The following is a 24,704-nucleotide window of genomic DNA, read 5'->3' as shown; positions in this document are numbered from 1 at the left end:
TCTGTTAATTTAATAGATACCCTTTTTATTAGGACGTAAACATGTATTATCGTTTTTGTATGTAAAATCATAAAATATCGGTTGTTCCGGTGATTCTTGTTTGAGGAAAAAAATAAAACGCCAAGGAGAAAATTTATTTTCTCCTTGGCGTTTAAGATAATTCTTTTCGTTAAAACGAGGAAACACGTTGCTTCGTTTTTGGTACAATAATAAATTTGATCCAGAGTAACCCGATAATCATAATGATAAGGCTATGTAAAAATTGTCCCGTAGCAATGAGTATAACAATTGAAAATACAATGAGTTGAATACTTAGCGATATAAAGATTAAGTGAAGAAATTGATTCAGTCGTTTTTCAGTATCAATTGGATATAATGCTACAATAATATTTCCCGAAAAATATTTCCATAGGGAACGGAGCTGCATAGAAATCATATATAGGACGATGTAAGCGATAGCGCCCTTTACGTATATGTTTGGTATAAAATATAAGGCGAAGGCACCAATCAGCCCTAAGCGAATATATATACCGAAATAATCATTCCCTCGTAAAAATGCGAGTGTATGTAAATAGAAGAAAGTTGCTCGTTTTTTATGTAATAAAGGTTCAATCCAAGTTGTAAGCCATTTTCTTTTATTTACTTGCTTGTTTAGTTGCGGAACATCGGTGAAGATGCTAGCAAATTGATAGAAACGAACGTTCATTTTTTCTTCTTGCTCGATTATGTAATCCCACGGTATTCGTTTTGTAGGCTGTTTTTTCGTGTATAGAAGTAGGAAAGCAAGTAGTAAGAGTAATCCGCCTAATATGAGAACATTTGCTACATAAAACAGCATATAAATGACTAGGGCGTTACAAGCAATACGAATGATCAGCCATATATTTTTTTCGTGACTATCACGCCACATCCAATGTATGTATATGTTCCAAGCTTTCGTAACCATTAAAACGAGAAAGATTGTACAGAAGAAAGGTATCGTTAATTGTAATGATTGCAGTGCAAGCGGAACGAGAATAAGGAACGTAAATAATAATGGGAAAAGCTGAATGATGTAATTATATAGAAGAGATTTTTTGAAATAAGAAGTTAATTTCTCTTCTAGTGCTAGTAAATAGACAGCGTCAGGTTTCTGAATAAATGTACGAATAGGGCATCTCGTTATAATGAATGTAAGTACAATCGTGATGAGTAGTAAAGATATTCCTTTAGAAGGAGATGTTTTTAGAAACTGAGCATAGTAGTATGCGCCAACGCATGAAATAAAGATAAAGCTATATAGTAAACCGTTAATCATACGTGCAAAGTATGTAATGATATTTTGAATATGTTGTTGGAAACGGCTGTTCCATAGTGATTCGATTGACATGTTTTTCACCTCTTTGTTCTATTATATATGTTTTGTAAAAGAAAAAACGAGCAAATTGCGTTATGCAACTTGCCCGTCTTTCTTTTCGTTATTTTTTTTCTGATCACGATTCATTAATGGATAGAAGGCAAAGCCGATTACGAATAAACCAATTCCGAGAAGGAACGTTTTTATATCGGCTGCGCCCGTTTTAATAACCCATAGTGCGTAGCAAAGTGCGATAACTGCGACTATGCCATCTGTAATTCTTGCCCGCATTTCATTTTTATATGTTTCACCAGTTGCGACTAGTTTTAACTGGAAGATTGGTGAAACGAGATATGGAATGAGGTAGGCCAGTGTCGATACGGTAATAACGAATGTATAAGCTTCCGCAATGGTTCCTGATAATGTTGAGAATAGGAATACTTGCGACATAATGTTTGTTAATCGTAATGAGTAAATTGGACTTCCTTTTTTATTTGTTTTTGCGAAGAAGGAAGGGAAGAAACCTTCTTTTGCTGCTTGATAAGGGACTTCTGAGCTTAATAAAATCCAGCCTAAGATAGAACCGAACAGGGAAGTAAGAGCAAGTAATGCCATCAGTTTCCCGCCGCCATGACCCATTGCAGCATTTAATGCATCTGCTAATGGACGTTCAGAAGCTTGTAATGTATCAACGTGAAGTACACCCATTGTTAAAATTGTGATTCCTAAGTAAATTGCAACTGTAATAAGTAATCCCGCAACTGTTGCACGTTTTACCGTTTTTGGAGAAACAGCACGGTTTGATAAAAGAACGGCTGATTCAATTCCGATAAACGCCCAAAGCGTTGTAAGAGCAGCTAAATTTACTTGTGAAAGAAGACCGTGTGATGCACCTGATTTATCAATCATCGGTGTGTACCATTGTCCAAACTTAGAAGCTTCGAATGCAAATAACGTAACGACGATGAATAAAAGGAATCCAGTTACTTTCGTTGTTGTTGCTAAAAAGTTTAGCTTTCCAGCTCCGCTTACACCGTTTGTTAATATAATATGAGTTCCCCAAAGTAAGATGGAACAAATTGTAAATGTAATTAGTTTTCCGACTTCTACGTTAAACGAACCGATTGAAAATAGTAGTCGCGTATCTTTCATAATTGGGAAGAAGAGTGATAAATATCCCGCAAATGATGTAATGATGGCAACGTTACTTGCCCAGTTTGCAACCCAATATCCCCATACCATACTGAAACCAGCCATTTTTTTCTTTTTTGGTGTTGAGAATAAAGCATATGCATGACTTTGTGGCCCTGTCGTTAAATCAGGACGACGAATTGCTAAATTACCGAAAACAAGAGCTAGCATTAAAACACCAAACCCTGTAGTTAACCAAGCTAAAGTGACACCGAGTGGGCTTGCTGTTTGTGCCAACGTACTTGGCACCATGAAAATACCAGCGCCAACCATGTTACCGACAACGAAAGCTGTTAGTACCCAAAAGCCCCATTTTTTTTGTTGCATAGAAAATACCTCCAAAGTTAGTATAACCAAGTCAAGCGAGGAGATATGTATGTCTTCCTGAGTCAGGAAGAGAAGTCCCAAACAAAACAAAAAAAGCACGTAATTTGCCGCTACATGCTTTCTATCTTATAAGAAACCCACGACATACCTCTCGATAGCTCTCCACAAACGAAACGTTTGTGACAGTTCTGCACTTATTAAATGCAGACCCAGCAAGCGTGCATGGTGGACACGACTTACTTCGGCAACCATTCCTTTCTCATTCCTTCATCAATGCCACTACATCTCCTGAAATGATACTCTTAATGATTGCAACCTCTACCTCACCGAGATACGAATGAGGATTTAAATATTAAATTAACGTCTTTAAGAGTAACAAATGTATTTTTATACGTCAATGGATATAGTAATAATCAGATTATAGAGAAGAGTTTGTGATTAAAAGAGAACTAGGAGAAGATGTAACGATTATTAGTTCCGCAGAAGAAACAGCGATAGAGTTAAGCACAATTTTACAGCACAAAGGAATTTTGTCTGACAATCTGAATCCGAAGCATCACTTTTTTACAACGGGATCTGTTTTATTATTTGAACATATTGCTGAGCGATGGCTAGGGTATCAAATTTCTGTAGAATGTGTACATTTACCCATGAAAAATGCGTGTATGCATAATTAAGATTTAGTAAATTACTTTTTTAATAAATCACGTTCGTTTCATAAGAAGGAAAGAATAAGCTTTTAATTGAAATGATTAAGGTCATTTTAATTAAAGGAGAGGTTTGATTATGGAATTATCAAGATCTCAATTATTTGCTTTACAGTATATTTCAAAATATGCAGAGAACGAAAAACGTGGGGCTAAAGCAACAATTAATCATATACTTAAAATGTCTAATATTACAGATGAAATATTTGAAGAAGCTGTCGCTAATTTAAAATCTCATGCACGGATTGCTTTACACTTTCATCCAGACAGACTAGATTCGAGTATGAAAAGTGTTGCTGAAGCACTGTTTGAGCAAGGAATATATAAAAGTCAGTTTGAAACATTGCTATCTAATGGAAGCGTATCTGCTTACCCTGGTGGTGAACGTGACCTTTGGGAAAAGAGAATATTTGGAGGAGCATATCAATTAGAAGGCGTAACGAATGATCAACGGCCAAAATATGGAGCGCTAAATTTAATGTTACATCCAGATGGGCCGGCTCCACGTTTTGGTTCATGTTATTTTCTCTTATCTTCAAAAGTTTCTTCGCGCTCTACATATACGTATTTAGATTCGCATCAAGATCCGAAAGAAAAGGGGACTTATGAGGAGTTTGATATGATTTTAGCTGCTCTTTTGGAAGAGACATTTGTAAGAGACTTTGCAATTGGTGAAGGGAATTTGACTCCGACAATATTAATTAATCATTTACTGGGTAACCTGAAAAGGCCGTTTATAGATTTAGTAAGCAAAGAGCCAGCCCGTAATCTTAATCATTATATTGAAGCGCAAATTCATGGAGAGATTTCTCTTAAAGAAGACGTAGAGGTGCTTGTTGTAGATCCTTCATTTAAGGGTACGGATATAGGAAAAGTTTTAGAAGAAATTTGCCTGAAGTATGCGATTGATTTGTATTGGCACATCGGTTTTGTACTTATGGTAGACGAAGTTCCGATGGATTTTAGAGGTTCAAAAATGCCATCTTTAGCAAGACGCATTGCACGGAATCATTGTATCGATGCCAATATAATTGGCTCTGCTGTAGTGGATTTGAAACGCAATCCATTATCTTGGAGTGATCGTGGTACTTATGAAGAAGTGCTTCAGGAATTAAAATTATTATGGCATGTTTTAGTTCGATTTGGAAAACCAAATCGGAAGTAGAACTAACTACTCTGTTTTTTGGAAGTATATATAGAAAAGAAGCTGATCTAAAAATAGATCAGCTTCTTTTTATAAGATTAAACTAAGTTTAATACAGTTACTTTTTCACGTGTCATAGACTCAAGGCTCTTACGAATACCTTGTGCGCCCATACCTGAACCTTTTACACCGATGAATGGGAAGTGGTCAGGGCCGCGCTCTGTGCGTCCGTTAATTTGAACAGAACCAGTTTCGATTTTGTTAGCAATTGCAAATGCTTTGTTAATGTCTTTTGTGAAGACACTTGCTTGCAGGCCGAACTCTGATTTGTTAGCAATCTCAATTGCTTGCTCATCTGAAGAAACACGGATGATTGGAAGGATTGGGCCGAATGGCTCTTCCCAAGCAACTTTCATTTCTTCTGTTACGTGGTCGATTAATGTTGGGTAAATTAAGTTACGCTCACGTTTGTTACCGATAACGATTGTAGCACCTTTTTCAACAGCATCGTCAACTAAGCCTTGAACGAAGTCAGCAGACTTGTCGTCGATTAATGGAACGATTGTGCTGTCTTGTTCTGGAGATCCAACTGATAGTTCAGCTACTTGCGCTTTTAATAAGCTAACAAGCTCGTCCGCTACGTTTTCGTGTACAAGTACACGTTTAATAGCTGTACAACGTTGACCAGAGTAAGAGAATGCACCGCTTACGATATGGTTTGCAGCATCTTGTAAGTCAGCATCTTCACGAACGATACCAGGATCTTTACCACCAAGTTCTAATACAAGTGGAATCATTGAAGCTTTTTTCGCTAAATGTTTACCTGTGTTTGTACCACCTGTGAACGATACCATATTGATGCCTTCGTGTTCTACTAAGTAGTCACCAATTACAGAACCGCGTCCTGTAGCTACGTTTACAAGACCTTTTGGAAGGCCAGCTTTGTGAAGTGCTTCCACCATTTTAATACCACTAATTGCACCTTGAGTTGCTGGTTTGAAAATAACAGCGTTACCCATAATTAATGCTGGTGCAAGTTTTGCAGCAGATAAGTTTACTGGGTAGTTAAACGGTGCGATTGCTAATACAACACCAAGTGGTGCGCGTTGGATAATCGCAAGTTTAGATTTTGTACCGCCCGGGAAGCTATCGCCCATCATGCTTTCTCCGTGCATATGTAAAGCTTCTTCGATCGTGTAACGAATGAAGTCAGCTGTACGAACAACTTCTTTCTTCGCATCTTTATATCCTTTACCGACTTCTTTCATAATGATATCGGCAATTTCATCTTGCATATTTACGAGCTCATCAGCCCATTTATATAAATATTTTGCGCGATCTTGTAGAGAAGCTTCTGCCCATGATTTTTGAGCTTCTTTTGCAGATGCAATTGCTTCATCTACTTCTCCGCGAGTAATTGCTTGTACTTGTCCAATTACTTCGTGTAAGTATGGAGATGGAATTTCGATTGTTTCTCCTGAAGAGCTTTCTCTCCATTCTCCATTTAAATAAAATTTGTACGTATTGCTAGTTGTCATGATTAGTCCTCCTAAAATAGCAACTTGTAAGAGTGAGTATAAGGTGATTGTAGGGGGTTTGATAACATTTTTCAAATGAAATGTTTGTGAAAACGATTTCTTATTATTTTTTTATTTTGTATGCCCTTTCTTACAGAACATTCCCTTATTTCAAAATGATGTATCGTATATTTTCATTCGATCTGTAAAAAAAAATAATTGACAGAATACTCAATAAAGTTGTAAGATTATAAATGGAAAATAAATGAAAGGGGTGTGCGTAATGATTGTAATCGTAAATGTAATGGGTTTAGCTCTGTTAAATGGCAGAAAACATTCATATCATTACGCAACCCGTGCGGATATATAAGGCATTCTCTGTCTTATAAAAAGCGTACGTTGCGTATATCGTAACGTACGCTTTTTATGCATTTTTGTGCATATCGTCAAGCGGCGGTATGCTTTTTTTTGTTTATTTTCCATATTCCTATATAAAACTTTGGAAGGTGGACAAATGTGATGAGATTGTATGGGTTACGAAATGTAAATGTAATGGGTTTGGATAGTGGATAAAGAAATGAGAAGTAAACGAGAACGAGAAGGGAGAGGTTACATTGTTATCAGTATTACTAAAGTTAAAATGGTTTTTTAAAGAGCACTGGAAGAGATATAGTATTGCCATTGGAGCTCTTTTAATTGTGAATATAGTTGAAGTGATTCCCCCGAAAGTGTTAGGGGTTACGATAGATAACATAAAAACAGGAACGTTATCAAACGAAGCTATTATACAGTCTATTCTTATTTTAATAGGGGTTACAATCGTTGGGTATGGTCTTACTTTCGTATGGCAACATCAATTGTTTGGAGGTGCATTCGTACTTGAGAAAACGATGCGCTCTAAATTTATGGGGCATTTACTTAAGATGACGCCGACTTTTTATCAAAAAAATCGTACTGGTGATTTAATGGCGAGAGCGACAAATGATTTGAAAGCAATCGCTATGACAGCTGGTTTTGGTATATTAACGCTCGTGGATTCGAGTTTATATATGCTTACGATTGTCTTTATGATGGGATTTACAATTAGTTGGGAGCTTACATTTGCGGCGCTTATCCCGCTTCCAATTATGGCGTATGCGATGAATATATATGGAAAGAAATTGCATGAAAGATTTACAGTTGCGCAAGATGCGTTTGGTGATATGAACGATAAAGTGCTTGAATCAATCGCTGGTGTGCGCGTTATTCGTGCATACGTACAAGAGAATGCAGACGAGGAAAGATTTCATCACTTAGGAGATGACGTCTACGAAAAAAATATGAAAGTAGCGAGAATTGACGCATTATTCCAACCAACTGTGAAAATGCTTGTTGGCCTTAGTTATTTAATCGGTTTAGTGTACGGCGCATATCTTGTATTTCAATCAAAGGTAACACTTGGTGAACTTGTTTCATTTAACGTGTATTTAGGGATGATGATTTGGCCGATGTTTGCAATTGGTGAATTAATTAATGTTATGCAAAGAGGAAATGCTTCATTAGACCGTGTAAATGAAACATTAGCGTATGAACCAGATGTAAAGGATCCGAAACATCCAAAGCTTGTACAAGAGCCGGATTATATTCAGTTTGATGATGTTACCTTTTCATATCCTTCATCAACTGAAACAAATTTAAAAAAGGTTTCGTTTACATTAAAACAAGGGGAAACGCTTGGGGTTGTTGGAAAAACAGGAAGCGGGAAAACGACGCTTGTACGTCAGCTTCTTCGTCAATATCCGCTTGGAGATGGGGATATTGCAGTCTCTGATGTGACGCTAGATAAAATGACAAATGAAAATGTGCTCGGTTGGATTGGATATGTACCGCAGGAACATATTTTGTTCTCAAAAACAGCGAGGGAAAATATTTTATTTGGAAATAGGGAAGCGACGGAAGAAGAACTCGAGAAAGCGATTGAAATCGCGGCGTTTACAAAGGATTTAGAGTTTTTACCAGAAGGGTTAGAAACGCTCGTTGGAGAGAAGGGTGTTTCTTTATCAGGAGGGCAAAAACAAAGAATCTCGATTGCGCGAGCTGTTATTCAAAATCCAGAAATTTTAATTTTGGATGATTCTTTATCAGCTGTAGATGCTCGTACGGAAGCAGCGATCATTGAAAATATAAGAACGGAAAGAAGCGGAAAGACGACGATTATTACGACGCATCGTTTATCTGCCGTACAACATGCGGATTGGATTCTCGTTATGGATGAAGGCGCAGTTATAGAAGAAGGTACGCATGCTCAGCTTATCCAAAAGGGAGGCTGGTATGCTGAGCAGTTTGAAAGACAACAAGGTGAAAGTGAAAGTGCGGATAGTGGGGTGAAAATATGAGCGTTTCAAAACGATTATTTCAATACGCGATGAAAGTGAAAGGGACGATTTTTGCAGCGATGTTAATGTTATTTATTTTCGTCATCGCAGAGCTTGCCGGTCCTTTCGTCGCTAAAACGATGATTGACGATCATATCGTCGGGATAGAGAAACCTTGGTATGAAACAGAACAGAGTGAAGAAGCTGTTTCGTATAATGGCGCCTTTTATAAGCGAAGTGATCGCTTCCAGCAAGGCGAGACAAAAGGTAAAGAAGTACGTGTGATGCAAGTTGGTTTTCAATATTATTTTGTACCGAATAAAGTGAATATTGAAGGATCACGTACTGTAAAAGGGGGGATGATTACCGTTCAAAATGGTAAGGCGGTGCAAGTGTATAAAGCGAAAGCATTAACGAAAGAAGAAGTGTTTGCGTTTTATAAACCGGAAATAAACCGTCTATTATTGCTTGGTGGTGGCTATTTCGCTTTACTAGTAGTCGTATCATTATTTGCATACGGAAAGCAATTCTTCTTACAGAAGGCGGCGAATAAAATTATTCAAATTATGAGGGAAGATGTGTTTTCTCATATTCAAACGTTGCCGATTCGGTATTTTGATCATTTACCGGCGGGGAAAATTGTTTCGCGTGTGACGAATGATACAGAGGCCATTCGTGATTTATATGTAACGGTGCTGGCAACATTCGTTTCTAGTATCATTTATATTATTGGGATATTTGCTGCGCTATTTTTACTAGATGTGAAGCTCGCTTCATTATGTTTGTTAATTATCCCGATTTTAATTGTTTGGGCCATTTTATATAGAAAATATGCGTCTGTATACAATCATAAAATGCGTTCGCGTTTATCTGATATTAACGGAACAGTGAATGAATCCATTCAAGGGATGCCAATTATTCAAGCGTTCCGTCAAGAGCGTGAAACGAAAAAAGAGTTTGAAGAATTAAATGGCGATTATTTTAAGTATCAAAATAAAATTTTAAATTTAAATGCAGCAACTTCGCATAACTTAGTAGCCGTATTAAGAAATATCGCTTTCACAGGAGTAATTTGGTATTTCGGCGGTGCGTCATTAAGTGCTACAGGTATTATTTCACTTGGGGTACTGTATGCGTTCGTCGATTATTTAACACGATTATTCTCGCCAATTACGAATATGGTGAACCAGCTTGCAAACTTAGAGCAAGCGCGCGTTGCATCAGAACGTGTCTTTGAATTGTTAGAGGAAAAAGGAGAAGCGGTAGAAGAAGAACGTATGCCTCGTTTAAAAGGAAATGTAAAATTTGATAATGTATCATTTTCTTATAATGGAAAAGATGAAGTGTTAAAAAATATTTCTTTTGAAGCGAAACAAGGCGAGACAGTGGCACTTGTCGGTCATACTGGATCAGGAAAAAGTTCCATCATGAATGTACTCTTTCAATTTTATGAGTTTGAAAAAGGGAAACTTACGATTGATGGTCACGATGTAAAAGAAATGCCGAAACAAGCAACTCGTGAGCATATGGGAATCGTACTGCAAGACCCGTTTCTTTTCAGCGGAACGGTTGCTTCTAATGTAAGCTTAGAAAACGAAAAAATTTCAAAAGAGCGTATCATAAAAGCATTGCATGATGTCGGTGCTGAAAGATTTGCGAACAATATAAATGAAGAAATTACAGAAAAGGGAAGTACACTTTCAACCGGAGAACGTCAGCTTATATCGTTTGCTAGGGCGCTTGCTTTTGATCCCGCTATTTTAATTTTAGATGAAGCAACGTCTAGTATTGATACAGAAACAGAGGCGATGATTCAACAAGCATTGGAAGTTGTAAAAAAAGGAAGAACGACATTTATTATTGCTCATCGTCTTTCAACGATTAAAAGCGCAGATCAAATTATTGTGCTCGATAGAGGGACGATTTTAGAAAAAGGGTCTCATGATGAACTAATGAAAAAGCGCGGGCGTTATTACGATATGTACAAAACGCAAATGGAAGGTAATCAGAGTGCTTAATATGTACGGGGGAGAACTTGTGATTTTCACAAGTTCTTTTTTATTGATGAACATGTCGACTCTTTAGCAAATTACGACAGTTAAATAAGAAGTATTGTTTTACCTTTTTCTCCATAAATGCTATATTAAAAAATGTTACTTATTTTTTGTATGTAGCGTTATTTTTCCCTTTTGTTTGATTATGAAGAAAAAGGATAAACTAAATAAGAACATTTTCATTGAAAAATTGTTCAAGATTGCATACAATCAATATAGTTTTTAAATTCCTATCAGAATACTTGGAGGATTACTATCATGAAGAAATTATTTTCAGTGCTTGCAGTAACTACATTAGCGATCGGGATTGTAGCCGGCTGCGGTAAAGAAGAGAAAAAAGATACAGCTAGTCAAGACGCGTTACAAAAGATTAAACAAAGCGGTGAACTTGTAATTGGTACAGAAGGTACATATCCACCATTTACGTTCCACGATTCAAGCAATAAATTAACTGGATTTGACGTTGAATTAGCAGAAGAAGTTGCAAAACGTTTAGGTGTAAAACCTGTATTTAAAGAAACACAATGGGATAGCTTACTTGCTGGCCTTGATGCAAAACGTTTCGATATGGTTGCAAACGAAGTTGGTATTCGTGAAGATCGTCAAAAGAAATACGATTTCTCTAAGCCATACGTTTCATCTTCAGCGGCATTAGTTATTGCAAAAGATAAAGATAAGCCTGCTACATTTGCTGATGTAAAAGGATTAAAAGGAGCACAATCTTTAACGAGTAACTATGCAGATATCGCTAAGAAAAATGGTGCGGAAATTATTGGTGTAGAAGGATTTAGCCAAGCGGCAGAATTATTAGCTTCAGGACGCGTTGATTTTACAATTAATGATAAGTTATCAGTATTAAATTATTTAGAAACGAAAAAAGATGCAAAAATTAAAATTGTAGATACTGCAAAAGAAGCTTCAGAAAGTGGATTCTTATTCCGTAAAGGTAGCGATAAGCTTGTACAAGAAGTAGATAAAGCGTTAGATGATATGAAAAAAGACGGTACGTATGACAAAATAACGAAAAAATGGTTCGGTGAAAATGTATCTAAGTAGTGCATTGGTTTCAGATCGATTGTCTACTTGGATAGATATTATGCAGACTTCCTTCATGCCTATGCTGAAGGAAGCTGTTTTTACAACAATTCCATTAACGCTTATTACATTTATTATCGGGATTATACTGGCAACGTTAACAGCGCTCGCACGTATTTCTGGTAGTCGTATTTTACAATGGATTGCTCGTATCTATGTATCTATCATTCGCGGAACGCCACTTCTTGTACAATTATTTATTATTTTCTATGGACTTCCAACTCTTAATATTGAAGTTGAGCCATATACAGCAGCAGTTGTTGGATTTTCATTAAATGTCGGTGCATATGCATCTGAAATTATTCGTGCTTCTATCCTTTCCATCCCGAAAGGGCAGTGGGAAGCAGCTTACACAATTGGGATGACATATCCACAAGCATTAAAACGTGTTATTTTACCACAAGCAACGCGCGTATCAATCCCGCCGCTTTCGAATACATTTATTAGCTTAGTGAAGGATACTTCATTAGCATCGTTAATTTTAGTAACAGAAATGTTCCGAAAAGCGCAGGAAATTGCGGCGATGAACTACGAGTTTTTAATTGTTTATTTTGAGGCAGGTCTTATTTATTGGGTTATTTGTTTCTTATTATCAATCGTACAACAGATGTTAGAAAAGCGTTCAGAACGCTACACATTAAAATAATCCTTTTACAAAAGGAGTTTTTGTTTTTATGATTTCAATTCAGCACTTACAAAAAAGTTTCGGAGATAATACCGTACTAAAGCATATAGATTTAACAGTTGAGAAGGGCGAGGTTGTTGTTATTATCGGGCCATCTGGATCTGGTAAAACGACATTTTTACGTTGTCTCAACGTGTTAGAAACGCCGAACGCTGGTAGTATTCGCATCGGTAATAAAGAACTCGACTTCTCTGAAAAAGTAACGAAGAAAGATATTGTCAATCTTCGTACGCAAACAGGTATGGTATTCCAGCACCATAACTTATTCCCGCATTTAACAGCACTTCAAAATGTAATGGAAGGGCTCGTTACAGTGAAAAAGATGGGGAAAGAAGAAGCGAAGAAAAAAGCAAACTATTTCCTTGAAAAAGTTGGTCTTGCGGATAAAGTAGACTTATATCCGTTCCAATTATCAGGCGGACAGCAACAGCGCGTTGGAATTGCGCGCGCGCTTGCGATGGAGCCGGAAGTGTTACTATTTGATGAGCCGACGTCAGCACTTGATCCTGAACTCGTTCAAGAAGTTCTGAAAGTAATGAAGGAACTTGCTAAAGAAGGCATGACGATGGTTATTGTAACGCACGAAATGCGTTTTGCACATCAAATTGCGAACCGTGTTATCTTCATGGATGGTGGTGTCGTTGTCGAACAAGGTACACCAGAAGAAGTATTTACAAATCCAAAAGAAGAACGTACGAAGAAGTTTTTACAAATGTTGCAATAAATTAAGGAAGGTCTCAAGGCATATGCCTTGAGACCTTTTTGCCATATATATTTATTTGTGGAATCCGCCAAGGCTTTGCTCAGCCATTGCAACTAGACGTTTTGTGATTTCTCCACCAACTGAACCGTTAGCGCGAGCCGTAGAATCTGCTCCTAATTGTACACCAAATTCTTGAGCGATTTCGTACTTCATTTGATCGATTGCAGCTGTTGCACCTGGTACTACTAATTGATTTGAAGAATTTTGGTTTGCCATAGGAATATATCCTCCTTAGAGTTATAAAAGTTTTTTTGGTTGGACTAGCTGGAGTTGAACCAGATTATCGCCCCGGTTGGCGCTAATCCATCGGTAATTAAGTTTGTACTCATAGTATGGATGTTACCTAGAAAGATATACAAAATAATAATTTGTAAATTTTGTCAAAAAAACTTATTGATTTCGTAAATTATGAAATAAGAGTAATCGTTGTATTTTTAAGAAAACAGGCCAAACTAAGAGGGATATTAAATATATTTTTCTCTTTGTAGCCTATTACTTGTAGGCTAATCATTAGCTTCTTATTTATGATTTATTGAAATGAAATCGGTAGCAACTTTATAGTTCTATTTTTAAGTAGTGGTGGAGTGACCGCTCCTATGCCTGGATAGGTTGCTTTCTTTCTTCACTCTAAAAAAGAGAGGCTTTAAACGATAATGTATGGAGGAATCATGATGGGGATTTGCCCGCTTTGCAACGCATTAGAATCACAAACATATTCTTGTCAAAATTGCCAAAGTATACTCCAAGATTATGGGAAGTCTGTAGATTACATAGACGATTATAGTGCCTATATGGATCAAGAATTATTAAGTGCAGTAGATGGTTTAACGCATAATAATTCAAATGAATATTGCAATCATATTTTTTATTGCGGAGTATGTAACGTGGAAACTGAGGTTGTAGTAAAACTTGTGTAAATAGAAAACTTCCACCTTATTATCTAGGTGGAAGTTTTTGTTTTTGTATTTGTGAGTGAATCATAGGAGAAGGGATATGTTCGGTGTTTGATGAAGCCCCTGATTTTATTTGAGACATTTTTTCTTTTGTATCACGTAAAGAATGTTCAGTTAAGTAGACGGCATATTCGTAAAATAACTGGCGCGTCAGTTCGCTTTGCTCTTTTAATTTTTTATCTTGGAATACAGTTCGCCCAGGTTTCGAGTTGGCTTCAAAGAGCCACGGATTTTCCTTCGTGTCTAAACCGATATCAAAACCGATTTCTCCAATATTTCCGGTTACTTGTTCATCGAGCGCGTAACTTATTTGTAAGGCAGTATGTTTTAATTTATTTTCAATTTGAACTTGTTTCGTTGAATCTGGAAAAAGCTCTTGTAATAATTTTGTATCACCACCACTATTTACGTGCGTTGTTAAACTGCCTTTGCCGGCGATTTTGGCGACGATTGCACTAACTATCCAATTACCGAAATGATTTTTATTTGTATGAATGCGGAAATCAACAGGTTGCCCATCGAAAAGAAGTAACGAAATACCTTGCTGTACGATAAACTTTTTTAAATCATGTCCTTTTAATAAGTGGTTTAGAAGAGTTTCTAATGATTGATACTTTCTCAGTTTATTTTCTTCATTTTCGCGATAACGACAGTAGTAGCAATTCTCTGTTTGAGAATAAAATATTTGATGAATATTTCTACCAAAGCTCCCGTGTATTGGTTTCATGTACACTGATTTATACGTGCCAAGAAACCGTTCTACTTGTTCAAAATGCTGAAATGTTTCTGTATGTGGTAATAAGGGTTTAATTGATTCGTCTTTCATAAGAAGTTGATGAACTTCCCATTTATTGAAAAACCCTGGGTTAAACCATGGGATGGAGTAGTCATGTTCTAACTTTCTTTTTGCTCTGACAATTGGTTTATAATTTTCCGCTTGTCGATTCGGTAATCGATCGTAAATGACATTTGGTAAAGGGACTTTTTTCTTTATCCATTGTTTCTCTTGAAAGAAATATCCTTCAATCGTTTCTTCTTCCCAGTTTATATGTTGAACGCCAAAGACGAATACGAACGGTCGTAATGAGAATGGTGGTGTTAACAACTCACTGAGAGCAATTGAACGATTTCCTAAAGGGTTAGAAGAATCATCGTTAAAGCCAGTTGTAAAAATGCCAATCAATGGTCCGAAAATAATCGTTTGGTTTTGTGTGAATGCATGAATAGTAGTTGATTGAGGCAGTAAAAGTTTTTCGGCAATATGTTTTCCGATAATAATTTCGCGAGTAAAGGAATAATGAATTTTCACCTCTTCACTTGCAATGTGACGTATACCGAAGGATAGGGATGTAATAGGTGGTGTAATAGAAAAAACGTAAGGTAAAGTAATGCTATTTGGATGTTCATCTGAAATGTTTAATGTATATATATGTTCTTTCAAAATAGATTTACCTCCTTTCATTATGGTGTAAAGCGACTGAATTTAAGTGGTCCGTGAAATATCTTTTCAGCTAATAAATCACTATGACGAATGTATTGTTCGTAAGGAGGGATCGTGTTGACATACATAAGCCAGATTGCACCTTTTTGATCCATAATTGTGGAAAGTTCTAGTTCAAATAACGAAGAATAAGATTGATCTAGTGTTTGGAATACTTCATTTATAATGTCGTGTAAAGCGTCATGCAATAGTTGCACACCTGTACTAGATAGTACGTATTTAATTTTTGAAAATGAATGCAATGAATCATCGGCCGTTGCTGAGGGTAAAAGCTGATTAGGAAATGAGCTTTTTTGTATAAATTGACCGATAACATTCCAAGTTTGTTCTTTGTTTTTTTGCAAAATGGTTCGAATGTGCAGTGGATATGTTAATTGATTTGGTGGTTGTAGCATAGTATGCACTATGTAGCGTGATGAACGTATGTTAGATTTACACCAAGATATAAATTCATCTGTCCTCTTGATTGGAATAGATGTATGGTATTTTTCATTTACTGTATCGATATGAAACGTTTTATTTTTGTAAGCGACTCGATATAAGTTATCTTTAGAATGTATATTAGTGGGGCGTATAATAATATCTTTAGTTTTTAACAACAGTTTGAAAATGATTTGTATCGTTGCCACTTCAAATTTTGGTATATAAGGAGACAGTTTTTTATTAGTAAGAAATAAATCATGTAGTTCACTTAAGTTAATAAGTGTGTTATTTAAAAAGGTAGTGGAAGGACGGTTGTGCAAAGAGTGAATAATTGATTTTGCTTTTTCAAAGTCTGTTTCCTCGTGAAAAGAATAACGATCATATATATAAGAAGGAATAGGGAATGTTTGCTCTTTCCATTTTCCTGTATCTGTATCGTAAATAAGACCAGAAACAAGGTCTGTTTTAGAATCAATACAAAATGGCGTAAACTGGGCAACGACATTATGATAAAGCCGAGCGCGTTTAGCGATTTCGGTGTAATACGTTTGCTCATAATGAAGTTTAGAAGTTAAAAGGCCGAGAACCAACGAAATCACTCCTTTACTACTATTTGCATAAAAGGCGAAGCTATATATTGCAAATACGTTTTTATACCATTATACTTTTGTCCGTATGATGATATGCTATAGTTTTGGAGAAGTGAAAGGTTGATTGTAATGAATATATGGTTAAATATGTTAACGACGACAGGACTCGGAGCAATTATTGGGGGATATACGAATCATCTAGCGATAAAAATGTTATTTCGTCCTCATCGTCCTATTTATATCGGAAAGTTTCGAGTTCCATTTACACCAGGATTAATTCCGAAGCGTCGTGATGAACTTGCTGTTCAATTAGGGAAAATGGTTGTAGAGCATTTGTTAACACCAGAAGGACTCGGAAAGAAGTTAACAAATGAAGAGTTTCAAAAAGGTTTAATCCACTGGGCCAAAGTAGAAGTGGATAAAGTAATTACGAATGAACAATCACTGCGACATATGTTAGAGAAATGGAATGTAGCGCATGTAGAAGATGAAGCGATTCGAAAAATCGAACATGTGATTACAGAAAAAATTCATGCATTTTTAGCAGAGTATTATACATATACATGGGAACAGGCTTTACCTCATTCTGTACATGAAAAGATAGAGAATGCGATTCCGAATGCCTCGGCGTTTATTTTAGAGCGAGGAATTAGCTTTTTTGAAAGTGAAGAAGGGAAAGCGCGTCTTTCAAAAATGATTGATGATTTCTTTGCTTCTCGCGGAACGCTACTTAACTTAGTCGGAATGTTTTTAGGAAATGTAAGTGTAGTGGATCGTGTGCAGCCAGAAGTTATTAAGTTTTTAGGTCAAGATGGTACAAAGCAGCTTTTAACTGATGTACTGCAAAAAGAGTGGGAAAAGTTAAAAGGAAGAGATGTAAAAGAATTAGAAGCATTTGTAGAGAAAGAAATGATTGTAAGCTCCGTGCTGTCAGCAGTTAAAGTAGAGGAAACAGTGAGTAAGTTTTTAAATCAATCTGTTCAGCAAGTATGTGAACCAGTTCGAGAAACAATTATTGAAAAAGTGGTTCCAAGCACAGTAACGAAAGGCTTGAAGTGGGGAACAGAAAATGTAGAGAGTATACTAAACAATCTACACCTTGCGGAAATTGTCCAGCAAGAGGTGTCTACATTTTCAACAGAAAGATTAGAAGACCTAGTTCTGTCTATTACGAAAAACGAATTGAAAATGATTACGTATTTAGGAGCGTTATTAGGCGGAATGATCGGACTCGTACAAGGATTGTTACTATTGTTTCTTAGATAATAAGGTGAGTACATAGAAATAAAAGTGAAATTTCTTCACATCTCTTGCATAGTTTGATATGGTAAGAAGAGGTGCGTATGTAAATGCACTGAAAAGGCAGTGCGAGTGAAAAGCGCTAGCCTTCTAAAGGAGGAAAAATAAAATGACAAAGAACATTCATGATGTTGCATATGAATTACAAAAAGCAATCGCTGAAAACGAAGACTTCAAAACTTTAAAAGAGAGCTACGCAGCAGTTCAAGCTGATGCGGCTTCAAAGAACTTATTCGATGAGTTCCGTACAATGCAACTTAGCTTACAACAAAAAATGATGCAAGGCCAAGAAATCACTGAAGAAGACAACCAACAGGCACAAGAAGTTGTAGCTCGCATTCAACAAGATGCTAAAATTACAAAATTAATGGAAACTGAGCAACGCCTAAACGTTGTAATCGGTGACGTTAACAAAATTATCATGAAGCCACTTGAAGAATTATATAGCGCGCAACAACAAGCGTAATAGTGGAAGACGCTCCTAGTTTAGGAGCGTCTTTTTTGTTTAGGGAATTTAATAGTTATACCACAAAAACTCCCTTTCAAAATAGCCATTTCTTATTGGTTATTTTGAAAGGGGTATGTAATACATCTAATTTTTTTTATTGCTGTTAATTGAAGTTTTAATGTTTTTTTCGTTCAAAAACTTTTCAATCTCTTTTTGTTTCTTCCCATTTATTTTCTCAAGGCGTTTTGTAAAAGAAAAATTGGCTTTGAATAAGTTACCATCTTGGGCGAGTTTGTCTAATTCTTGATCTAGCTCTACGAAAATATCTGTAGATGAAGACATAAATTCATATATTTCTTTTGAAGGCTTTTTATAATCATTAGGTAAATTATTATTACTAATAAACTCATGGAAATTCATATCGTTTTGTTTCGCTAAATCGATTAGCTTTTGTAATTTTTCTCGGTCAGGTTCCGTGAAATCAGTATCAGAATTTGTTGAAGCGAGAGGGATAATATTTTCAGATAACTCCCAACTATAATCTATATAACTTTTTATATTTTGTTTCATTTCGTCTTCACTAATAGTTTCATTTTTCTTTGAGGAACTAAATATATTTTCTGGAACTTTAATAACAACATCTTTGATAGATTGTACATCATTTTTTTCCTTAGGCTGTACACTGTTTGAACAAGCTGATAGAAATAACATTGTAAGTAACATGAGTGGGTATAAAATATAATTTTTCATCTTAATCTCCTTTTGCATTAGTGTCGTTGCAAAATAGCTACATTCCATTTCAAATACTTAACTAAAGCTACGTATAGATGTTTTATTATTTGATAACATATGACTGATATTAGTAAGCCGATGCAAAAAGCTATGAATACATTGTAAACATCGGAATAACTGATTTGATGAAACCCTTTAAAGAATCCTAACCCTAGTAATAATATAGGCGAAATAATTAATAACGGTGTAGCAATTATAAGTGCTAGAAGAAGCGGTAATAGAAAGAGTAATACGAAAAAGGCGATAATGATAAATATAAAGTTTAAAACACTTAAGCTCATAACAGAAAACAGTGCTTTCATAATGTTTTTTAGGCTGCGCCTATTGTCAGCGTTGCTTATTGCATATGAAACGTTAAGTTCTTTAGCGATAGTTTTAGGGTTTCCTAGTTTTTTAGAAATTTCCTCTTCAGATATTCCATCCTGTTTACCACTAATAAAATGAGTTTCGTACTCCGAGATAATATCCTCCTTTTCTAAAATATGCATATTCCGTAGGGAAGAACTAAGTTGCTCTAAAAATTCACTTTTGTTCATAACAATCACTTTCCTTTATAAAATGATGAATTATGGCTGAAAATCCTATCTTTTTTCTAAACAGCACACACAATCTATATCTACTTTTTGAAAGGAGATATAGATTGCGAATAACATTCCAAATAATGGTTATTCCATTATTTACAAATATATCACTTACTATTGTTCTTTGCAAGGTACTATAAAATTTTTAATATTATAAATGGATGGAAATATTTTTGCGTATTTTTAGAAGAGATATAAAAATGTTATTTTAAGATAAACAAAAGGTTGTAAGCGCATTCTTTGAATCTTGTCAAAATAATGTCGAATTCATATTGTTGGAAAAATAATGAATTTGTAATATAATGATAACGATACTTCACCACATTAATTAACTAGGTGAAATTAAAATCTTTATTACACACATTATGAAATAAAGGGTGATTAGTTTTGAGTACAGATGTAAAAGCAAACGACGTGAAGACAAAAACAAAAGGAGCAGATCTTGTTGTTGATTGTTTAATTAAACAAGGTGTTACACATGTTTTCGGTATTCCAGGAGCGAAGATTGACTCTGTATTTGATGTATTGCAAGAAAGAGGACCAGAGTTAATCGTTTGTCGTCATGAACAAAACGCAGCATTTATGGCAGCTGCTATTGGTAGATTAACAGGGAAACCGGGCGTATGTCTTGTAACTTCAGGACCAGGGACATCAAATTTAGCGACAGGTCTTGTTACTGCGAATGCGGAGAGTGATCCCGTTGTTGCTTTAGCTGGTGCAGTACCTCGTACGGATCGATTAAAACGTACGCATCAATCTATGGATAATGCTGCACTATTCGAACCAATCACAAAATATAGCGTAGAAGTAGAGCATCCTGATAATGTGCCAGAAGCATTATCAAATGCATTCCGAAGTGCAACTTCCACAAATCCAGGCGCTACTTTAGTAAGTCTGCCGCAAGACGTTATGACTGCGGAAACAACTGTAGAGTCTATCGGTGCGCTTTCTAAGCCACAGCTTGGAATCGCTCCCACACATGATATTACATATGTAGTAGAAAAAATAAAATCAGCGAAATTACCAGTTATTTTACTCGGTATGAGAGCGAGCACAAATGAAGTGACGAAAGCTGTTCGTAAATTAATTGCGGATACAGAACTTCCTGTCGTTGAAACATATCAAGCAGCTGGTGCGATTTCACGTGAGTTAGAAGATCATTTCTTCGGCCGCGTTGGATTATTCCGTAACCAACCAGGTGATATTTTACTAGAAGAAGCAGACCTTGTTATTTCAATTGGTTATGATCCAATCGAGTATGATCCAAAGTTCTGGAATAAACTTGGCGACAGAACGATTATTCATCTTGACGACCATCAAGCAGATATCGACCATGATTACCAACCAGAGCGTGAATTAATTGGTGATATTGCCTTAACGGTAAATAGCATCGCGGAGAAATTACCGAAACTTGTATTAAGTACGAAATCAGAAGCGGTATTAGAACGATTACGCGCGAAATTATCAGAACAAGCAGAAGTTCCAAATCGTCCTGCAGAAGGTGTTACGCATCCACTTCAAGTGATTCGTACACTTCGTTCTTTAATTAGTGACGATACAACCGTTACATGTGACATCGGTTCCCATTCTATTTGGATGGCGAGATGTTTCCGTTCTTATGAACCACGTAGATTATTATTTAGTAACGGCATGCAAACGTTAGGTGTTGCACTTCCTTGGGCAATCGCTGCTACTTTAGTAGAACCAGGTAAAAAAGTAGTTTCCGTATCAGGTGACGGTGGTTTCTTATTCTCAGCGATGGAGTTAGAAACAGCGGTACGTTTAAATGCTCCAATCGTCCATCTTGTATGGAGAGACGGCACATATGATATGGTTGCATTCCAACAAATGATGAAATACGGCAGAACATCAGCTACAGAGTTTGGCGATGTTGATCTTGTGAAATATGCGGAAAGTTTCGGGGCGTTAGGTCTTCGTGTTAACACGCCTGATGAATTAGAAGGGGTATTAAAATCCGCATTAGCAGCAGACGGCCCTGTCATTATTGATATTCCAATCGACTACCGTGATAACATTAAATTAAGCGAAAAATTATTACCAAACCAACTAAACTAATGGAGGCAGATTTGAGATGACTGTTGCGCAATTAATTGATATTGATGCAAAAAAAACGAAAATGAGTAATGAAGTATATCAAACATCTACAATGCTTGCGCTATTAGATGGTATATATGATGGTGTGATTAGCTTTGAAGATTTGAAAAAACATGGTGATTTCGGCATCGGCACATTTGATCAATTAGACGGTGAAATGATTGCATTTGATAATGGATTTTATCATTTACGTTCAGACGGTTCAGCGGAAAAAGTAGAGCCAGAAGAAACAACGCCATTTGCGACTGTAACGTTTTTTGAAAAAGAAATGAGTTATACGGTAGAGCGTCCGATGAATCGTGAAGAAGTTGAAGCGTTATTACATGAATTAATGCCAAGTAAAAACTTATTTTACGCTATTCGAATGGACGGTACGTTCCGTGAAGTAAGAACGAGAACTGTTCCAAGACAAGAAAAACCGTATACACCACTCGTTGAAGTGACGAAATCGCAACCAATCTTTTCGTTTGAAAATACAGAAGGTACGCTTGCTGGATTTTGGACACCGGACTATGCACAAGGTATTGGGGTAGCTGGATTCCACTTACATTACATTGATGATGAAAGAAGCGGAGGCGGACATGTTTTCGACTATGTTGTAGAAAACTGCACGATTCAAATTTGTCAAAAAGCTCATATGCATTTAGCACTTCCAGAAACAGCAGATTTTATGGAGGCTGAATTATCAAGAGAAAATTTAGAGGATAATATTGCAACTGCGGAAGGTGCAGAGTAAGAGGGAAAGACTGTTCCAAAATGGAACAGTCTTCTTTTATTCGTAATGTTATTATTTGTCGATAAATCGATATTTCTTGTCGAACCGTTGATATATTGTAAGTTACGATAGATATATTTGAAAAATCGTTGATATCGCTTATTTCTTTGAAACGAACGGATGTCCTTCATAATAAAAACGCCACGGATAATGTACAGCTTCTTCCGCATAGTCGATGTTAATACGAGGTCCTGCTGTTATTTTATATTGTGATGATAGGTGTTCTTCTTCTGGGACGAGTTCAATATGTAATGTATCACTTTGTAAGGATACACCTCGTTCTTCTAAAGTAATTCCGAGGGCACGGCATAGTTTGCCAGGGCCGTTCGTTACATTTTTATACTGGGCTTTTGTAATGTCGGTTTTGTTGTAGCGTGCTAGTTTTATTTCTTCTATTCCATCTACCGGCTCAAGGGCTCGAATGAGAACACCTTGCGGGGTGCCAACTGGCGCTGTAATGACGTTAAAACAATGATACATACCGTAAATTAAATATACGTAAGCATGTCCCGGTGCACCAAACATGACTTCTGTACGGTCCGTTCGTCTACCTCCGTAACTATGTGCGGCTTTATCATCGGGACCTTTGTATGCTTCTACTTCTACAATGATTCCGCTTCGTTTTACTCCGTCTACAATATGTACAAGTTTCTGTCCGAGTAATTTCTTTGCGACTTCTAACGTATCGCCTTCATAAAAGGAAGGTGGTGCCTGCATTGTACTATCTCCTTTGCTAAGTGTATATGTATATAGTAAACCAAATTTTCAGTAGTAATTCTAACTCGTTCTATTTGCTACATTTATTTCATAAATTATGGATAGAGTACAACAGCGAAGAGGGGGAGTGCGACATGATTTATCGCTTACTAGCTCTTAATATAGATGGGACACTACTATACAACAACGGAAAAATTGCAAAAGGATTAAGAGAAACAATTGAATTTGTGAAAAGAAAAGATGTATACGTTACATTATTTACGAGTCGTAATTTTCAATCCGCTCATAAAGTAGCAAAAGCGTTAAAATTAGATTCTATATTAGTGACACATGGTGGTGCTTTCGTTTCAGCAACGTTAGATAAGCCGTACGTTCAAAGAAGATTATCTGAAGAGAAGACTTTTAACATTGTGCAAGTGTTAGAGCACTTTGATTGTAACGTACGTATTTCTCATGAACGGTTTTCAATCGGAAATCGTGAGAGAAATACACCAAACTTAATTGCGCGCACTGTATTATCAAGCGCAGATCCGTTATTTTATCCAGTTCAATTTGTAGATTCGTTAGGTGATGCGCTTCGTGATCATCCGGTAGCGGCGCCAAAAATTGATGTTCTTTTCCAAACTAAAGGTGAAAAAGAACGCGGGCTAAATACATTAAGAAAAGCGTTCCAAGATGTAGAGTATGTTGAATGTGATTCAAAACGAATAGAAATTTTACCACAAAATGTATCAAAATTACGTGGATTACAATTGCTTGGAGAGCATTTAAATATTTCGCTAAATGAAATGGTTGCGATTGGAGATAGTATGGAAGATTTAGAAGTTATTGAAAACGTGGGACTTGGGGTAGCGATGGGGAACGCACCTGTAGAATTAAAGCAAGCAGCAGATTGGATTACACGTTCAAATAGCGAAAACGGTGTAGAGTATATGATTAAAGAGCATTTCCGTAAGCAATTCCCGCTTCCGTTTTTGAAGAATCATAAAAATACACCGAAACGATGAAAGAAAAACGTAGCTTTTTGGCTACGTTTTTTTGTTTATCTTATTAAAAACAGTGAAAGCGTTTTAAAATATGAATTGTGTACGAAATCCATACAATTCACTTGAATCCTTCAGAAAACTAATGTAAAGTGGATGATGTTGCCAAAACAGTTACACCACATGAAATATTCTTCAGATTAATTTTATTGGGCTCCCATACGTAAAAGTATTTCCGCATGACAGTTTAGTTCACGTATTATTTCAAAAATGAATTGTAGCAATCTTATTAAGTAGTTGTAGTGTTTCTTTGTTTTATTTAAATGGATTATTTTAAGTTAATGTGAGTAAGGT

Annotated in this window: 21 protein-coding genes, 1 pseudogene and 1 riboswitch; of the genes and pseudogenes, 13 read left to right on the top strand and 9 right to left on the bottom strand. The window is 36.2% G+C overall.

Annotated features, from left to right (window positions below; all coding sequences use genetic code 11):
* Nucleotides 1-169: 169 nt before the first annotated feature.
* Together CGQ22_RS23915 and CGQ22_RS23910 are read right to left on the bottom strand one after the other, a co-directional pair.
* Nucleotides 170-1,369 (bottom strand): ABC transporter permease, encoded by a 1,200-nt coding sequence (locus CGQ22_RS23915; RefSeq protein ID WP_089149454.1) that lies wholly within the window; start codon nt 1,367-1,369, stop codon nt 170-172.
* Nucleotides 1,370-1,429: 60 nt separating this feature from the next.
* Nucleotides 1,430-2,854: an amino acid permease gene (locus tag CGQ22_RS23910; RefSeq protein WP_001186306.1), complete on the bottom strand. Its 1,425-nt coding sequence runs from the start codon at nt 2,852-2,854 to the stop codon at nt 1,430-1,432.
* 147 nt (nt 2,855-3,001) lie between these two features.
* Nucleotides 3,002-3,183: riboswitch (Lysine riboswitch) on the bottom strand.
* Nucleotides 3,184-3,282: 99 nt separating this feature from the next.
* Between CGQ22_RS23910 and CGQ22_RS23905 the strand changes: the two are divergent.
* A pseudogene (locus tag CGQ22_RS23905) lies at nt 3,283-3,531 on the top strand (glutamate racemase); the annotation flags it as partial.
* A gap of 109 nt (nt 3,532-3,640) precedes the next feature.
* Nucleotides 3,641-4,726 carry a DUF3626 domain-containing protein gene (locus tag CGQ22_RS23900; RefSeq protein ID WP_089149452.1) on the top strand — a complete coding sequence of 362 codons (1,086 nt, stop codon included), beginning with the start codon at nt 3,641-3,643 and terminating at the stop codon, nt 4,724-4,726.
* A gap of 77 nt (nt 4,727-4,803) precedes the next feature.
* Here CGQ22_RS23900 and gapN read toward each other — a convergent pair whose 3' ends face one another.
* Complete coding sequence (gapN, locus tag CGQ22_RS23895; protein WP_000213634.1) at nt 4,804-6,243, bottom strand: NADP-dependent glyceraldehyde-3-phosphate dehydrogenase; 1,440 nt, start codon at nt 6,241-6,243, stop codon at nt 4,804-4,806.
* Between the two features lie 593 nt (nt 6,244-6,836).
* On the opposite strand from gapN, the gene CGQ22_RS23875 reads away from it, so the two are divergent.
* The 5 genes from CGQ22_RS23875 (at nt 6,837) to CGQ22_RS23850 (ending at nt 13,134) form a co-directional block, all read left to right on the top strand.
* A complete protein-coding gene (locus tag CGQ22_RS23875; protein WP_089149451.1) occupies nt 6,837-8,597 on the top strand; it encodes an ABC transporter ATP-binding protein in 1,761 nt (586 codons plus the stop codon).
* A complete protein-coding gene (locus CGQ22_RS23870; protein ID WP_000116656.1) occupies nt 8,594-10,594 on the top strand; it encodes an ABC transporter ATP-binding protein in 2,001 nt (666 codons plus the stop codon). Before CGQ22_RS23875 ends, CGQ22_RS23870 begins: the two co-directional genes overlap by 4 nt.
* 294 nt (nt 10,595-10,888) lie before the next feature.
* Nucleotides 10,889-11,686: an amino acid ABC transporter substrate-binding protein gene (locus CGQ22_RS23860; protein WP_000732841.1), complete on the top strand. Its 798-nt coding sequence runs from the start codon at nt 10,889-10,891 to the stop codon at nt 11,684-11,686.
* The gene (locus CGQ22_RS23855; protein WP_000281499.1) at nt 11,673-12,371 is read left to right on the top strand and encodes an amino acid ABC transporter permease; all 699 of its coding nucleotides are present in this window, start codon (nt 11,673-11,675) and stop codon (nt 12,369-12,371) included. The genes CGQ22_RS23860 and CGQ22_RS23855 overlap by 14 nt, the downstream gene beginning before the upstream one ends.
* 28 nt (nt 12,372-12,399) lie before the next feature.
* The gene (locus CGQ22_RS23850) at nt 12,400-13,134 is read left to right on the top strand and encodes an amino acid ABC transporter ATP-binding protein (RefSeq protein WP_000623612.1); all 735 of its coding nucleotides are present in this window, start codon (nt 12,400-12,402) and stop codon (nt 13,132-13,134) included.
* A 51-nt stretch (nt 13,135-13,185) separates the two neighbouring features.
* On the opposite strand, the gene sasP is transcribed toward CGQ22_RS23850, so the two are convergent.
* Entirely contained in the window at nt 13,186-13,389 is a 204-nt protein-coding gene (gene sasP / locus CGQ22_RS23845) for a small acid-soluble spore protein, SasP family (RefSeq protein ID WP_000013338.1), read from the bottom strand.
* Nucleotides 13,390-13,844: 455 nt separating this feature from the next.
* On the opposite strand from sasP, the gene CGQ22_RS23840 reads away from it, so the two are divergent.
* Nucleotides 13,845-14,090 carry a hypothetical protein gene (locus tag CGQ22_RS23840; protein WP_000510474.1) on the top strand — a complete coding sequence of 82 codons (246 nt, stop codon included), beginning with the start codon at nt 13,845-13,847 and terminating at the stop codon, nt 14,088-14,090.
* Nucleotides 14,091-14,109: 19 nt separating this feature from the next.
* Here the strand turns inward: CGQ22_RS23840 and CGQ22_RS23835 are convergent, their stop codons facing one another.
* A complete protein-coding gene (locus CGQ22_RS23835; protein ID WP_089149450.1) occupies nt 14,110-15,567 on the bottom strand; it encodes a YheC/YheD family endospore coat-associated protein in 1,458 nt (485 codons plus the stop codon).
* A gap of 20 nt (nt 15,568-15,587) precedes the next feature.
* On the bottom strand, nt 15,588-16,640 hold the full coding sequence (locus CGQ22_RS23830; protein ID WP_000242821.1) for a YheC/YheD family endospore coat-associated protein: 1,053 nt from the start codon (nt 16,638-16,640) through the stop codon (nt 15,588-15,590).
* Nucleotides 16,641-16,769: 129 nt separating this feature from the next.
* On the opposite strand from CGQ22_RS23830, the gene CGQ22_RS23825 reads away from it, so the two are divergent.
* Together CGQ22_RS23825 and CGQ22_RS23820 are read left to right on the top strand one after the other, a co-directional pair.
* Entirely contained in the window at nt 16,770-17,906 is a 1,137-nt protein-coding gene (locus CGQ22_RS23825) for a DUF445 domain-containing protein (RefSeq protein ID WP_139032710.1), read from the top strand.
* Nucleotides 17,907-18,048: 142 nt separating this feature from the next.
* Complete coding sequence (locus tag CGQ22_RS23820) at nt 18,049-18,405, top strand: YlbF/YmcA family competence regulator (protein ID WP_000164612.1); 357 nt, start codon at nt 18,049-18,051, stop codon at nt 18,403-18,405.
* Nucleotides 18,406-18,531: 126 nt separating this feature from the next.
* Here the strand turns inward: CGQ22_RS23820 and CGQ22_RS23815 are convergent, their stop codons facing one another.
* Both CGQ22_RS23815 and CGQ22_RS23810 read right to left on the bottom strand, forming a co-directional pair.
* Nucleotides 18,532-19,137 carry an NDxxF motif lipoprotein gene (locus CGQ22_RS23815; protein WP_061883809.1) on the bottom strand — a complete coding sequence of 202 codons (606 nt, stop codon included), beginning with the start codon at nt 19,135-19,137 and terminating at the stop codon, nt 18,532-18,534.
* A 17-nt stretch (nt 19,138-19,154) separates the two neighbouring features.
* Nucleotides 19,155-19,715 carry an HAAS signaling domain-containing protein gene (locus CGQ22_RS23810; RefSeq protein WP_046946579.1) on the bottom strand — a complete coding sequence of 187 codons (561 nt, stop codon included), beginning with the start codon at nt 19,713-19,715 and terminating at the stop codon, nt 19,155-19,157.
* A 432-nt stretch (nt 19,716-20,147) separates the two neighbouring features.
* Between CGQ22_RS23810 and alsS the strand changes: the two genes are divergently transcribed.
* Complete coding sequence (alsS, locus tag CGQ22_RS23805) at nt 20,148-21,836, top strand: acetolactate synthase AlsS (RefSeq protein ID WP_000102393.1); 1,689 nt, start codon at nt 20,148-20,150, stop codon at nt 21,834-21,836.
* Nucleotides 21,837-21,852: 16 nt separating this feature from the next.
* Nucleotides 21,853-22,611: an alpha-acetolactate decarboxylase gene (gene alsD / locus CGQ22_RS23800; protein ID WP_089149448.1), complete on the top strand. Its 759-nt coding sequence runs from the start codon at nt 21,853-21,855 to the stop codon at nt 22,609-22,611.
* 138 nt (nt 22,612-22,749) lie between these two features.
* Here the strand turns inward: alsD and CGQ22_RS23795 are convergent, their stop codons facing one another.
* A complete protein-coding gene (locus CGQ22_RS23795; RefSeq protein ID WP_001148809.1) occupies nt 22,750-23,367 on the bottom strand; it encodes a DNA-3-methyladenine glycosylase in 618 nt (205 codons plus the stop codon).
* Nucleotides 23,368-23,501: 134 nt separating this feature from the next.
* On the opposite strand from CGQ22_RS23795, the gene CGQ22_RS23790 reads away from it, so the two are divergent.
* A complete protein-coding gene (locus CGQ22_RS23790; RefSeq protein ID WP_000640430.1) occupies nt 23,502-24,374 on the top strand; it encodes a Cof-type HAD-IIB family hydrolase in 873 nt (290 codons plus the stop codon).
* Nucleotides 24,375-24,704: the final 330 nt, after the last annotated feature.

Origin of the sequence: Bacillus sp. M13(2017), from assembly GCF_002218325.1 — a bacterium.
GTDB classification, from domain to species: domain Bacteria; phylum Bacillota; class Bacilli; order Bacillales; family Bacillaceae_G; genus Bacillus_A; species Bacillus_A thuringiensis_K.
The sequence above is the reverse complement of the archived record's forward strand: the minus strand, read 5'-3'. Positions and strand labels throughout refer to the sequence as shown.

What these genes read in the sequence shown, in the direction of transcription:
- CGQ22_RS23810 (WP_046946579.1), bottom strand. Translation starts at nt 19,715, where the DNA reads ATGAACAAAAGTGAATTTTTAGAGCAACTTAGTTCTTCCCTACGGAAT.
- CGQ22_RS23825 (WP_139032710.1), top strand. Translation starts at nt 16,770, where the DNA reads ATGAATATATGGTTAAATATGTTAACGACGACAGGACTCGGAGCAATT.
- CGQ22_RS23815 (WP_061883809.1), bottom strand. Translation starts at nt 19,137, where the DNA reads ATGAAAAATTATATTTTATACCCACTCATGTTACTTACAATGTTATTT.
- CGQ22_RS23900 (WP_089149452.1), top strand. Translation starts at nt 3,641, where the DNA reads ATGGAATTATCAAGATCTCAATTATTTGCTTTACAGTATATTTCAAAA.
- sasP (WP_000013338.1), bottom strand. Translation starts at nt 13,389, where the DNA reads ATGGCAAACCAAAATTCTTCAAATCAATTAGTAGTACCAGGTGCAACA.
- CGQ22_RS23870 (WP_000116656.1), top strand. Translation starts at nt 8,594, where the DNA reads ATGAGCGTTTCAAAACGATTATTTCAATACGCGATGAAAGTGAAAGGG.
- CGQ22_RS23850 (WP_000623612.1), top strand. Translation starts at nt 12,400, where the DNA reads ATGATTTCAATTCAGCACTTACAAAAAAGTTTCGGAGATAATACCGTA.
- alsD (WP_089149448.1), top strand. Translation starts at nt 21,853, where the DNA reads ATGACTGTTGCGCAATTAATTGATATTGATGCAAAAAAAACGAAAATG.
- CGQ22_RS23910 (WP_001186306.1), bottom strand. Translation starts at nt 2,854, where the DNA reads ATGCAACAAAAAAAATGGGGCTTTTGGGTACTAACAGCTTTCGTTGTC.
- CGQ22_RS23820 (WP_000164612.1), top strand. Translation starts at nt 18,049, where the DNA reads ATGACAAAGAACATTCATGATGTTGCATATGAATTACAAAAAGCAATC.
- CGQ22_RS23840 (WP_000510474.1), top strand. Translation starts at nt 13,845, where the DNA reads ATGGGGATTTGCCCGCTTTGCAACGCATTAGAATCACAAACATATTCT.
- gapN (WP_000213634.1), bottom strand. Translation starts at nt 6,243, where the DNA reads ATGACAACTAGCAATACGTACAAATTTTATTTAAATGGAGAATGGAGA.
- CGQ22_RS23795 (WP_001148809.1), bottom strand. Translation starts at nt 23,367, where the DNA reads ATGCAGGCACCACCTTCCTTTTATGAAGGCGATACGTTAGAAGTCGCA.
- CGQ22_RS23860 (WP_000732841.1), top strand. Translation starts at nt 10,889, where the DNA reads ATGAAGAAATTATTTTCAGTGCTTGCAGTAACTACATTAGCGATCGGG.
- CGQ22_RS23855 (WP_000281499.1), top strand. Translation starts at nt 11,673, where the DNA reads ATGTATCTAAGTAGTGCATTGGTTTCAGATCGATTGTCTACTTGGATA.
- CGQ22_RS23915 (WP_089149454.1), bottom strand. Translation starts at nt 1,369, where the DNA reads ATGTCAATCGAATCACTATGGAACAGCCGTTTCCAACAACATATTCAA.
- CGQ22_RS23790 (WP_000640430.1), top strand. Translation starts at nt 23,502, where the DNA reads ATGATTTATCGCTTACTAGCTCTTAATATAGATGGGACACTACTATAC.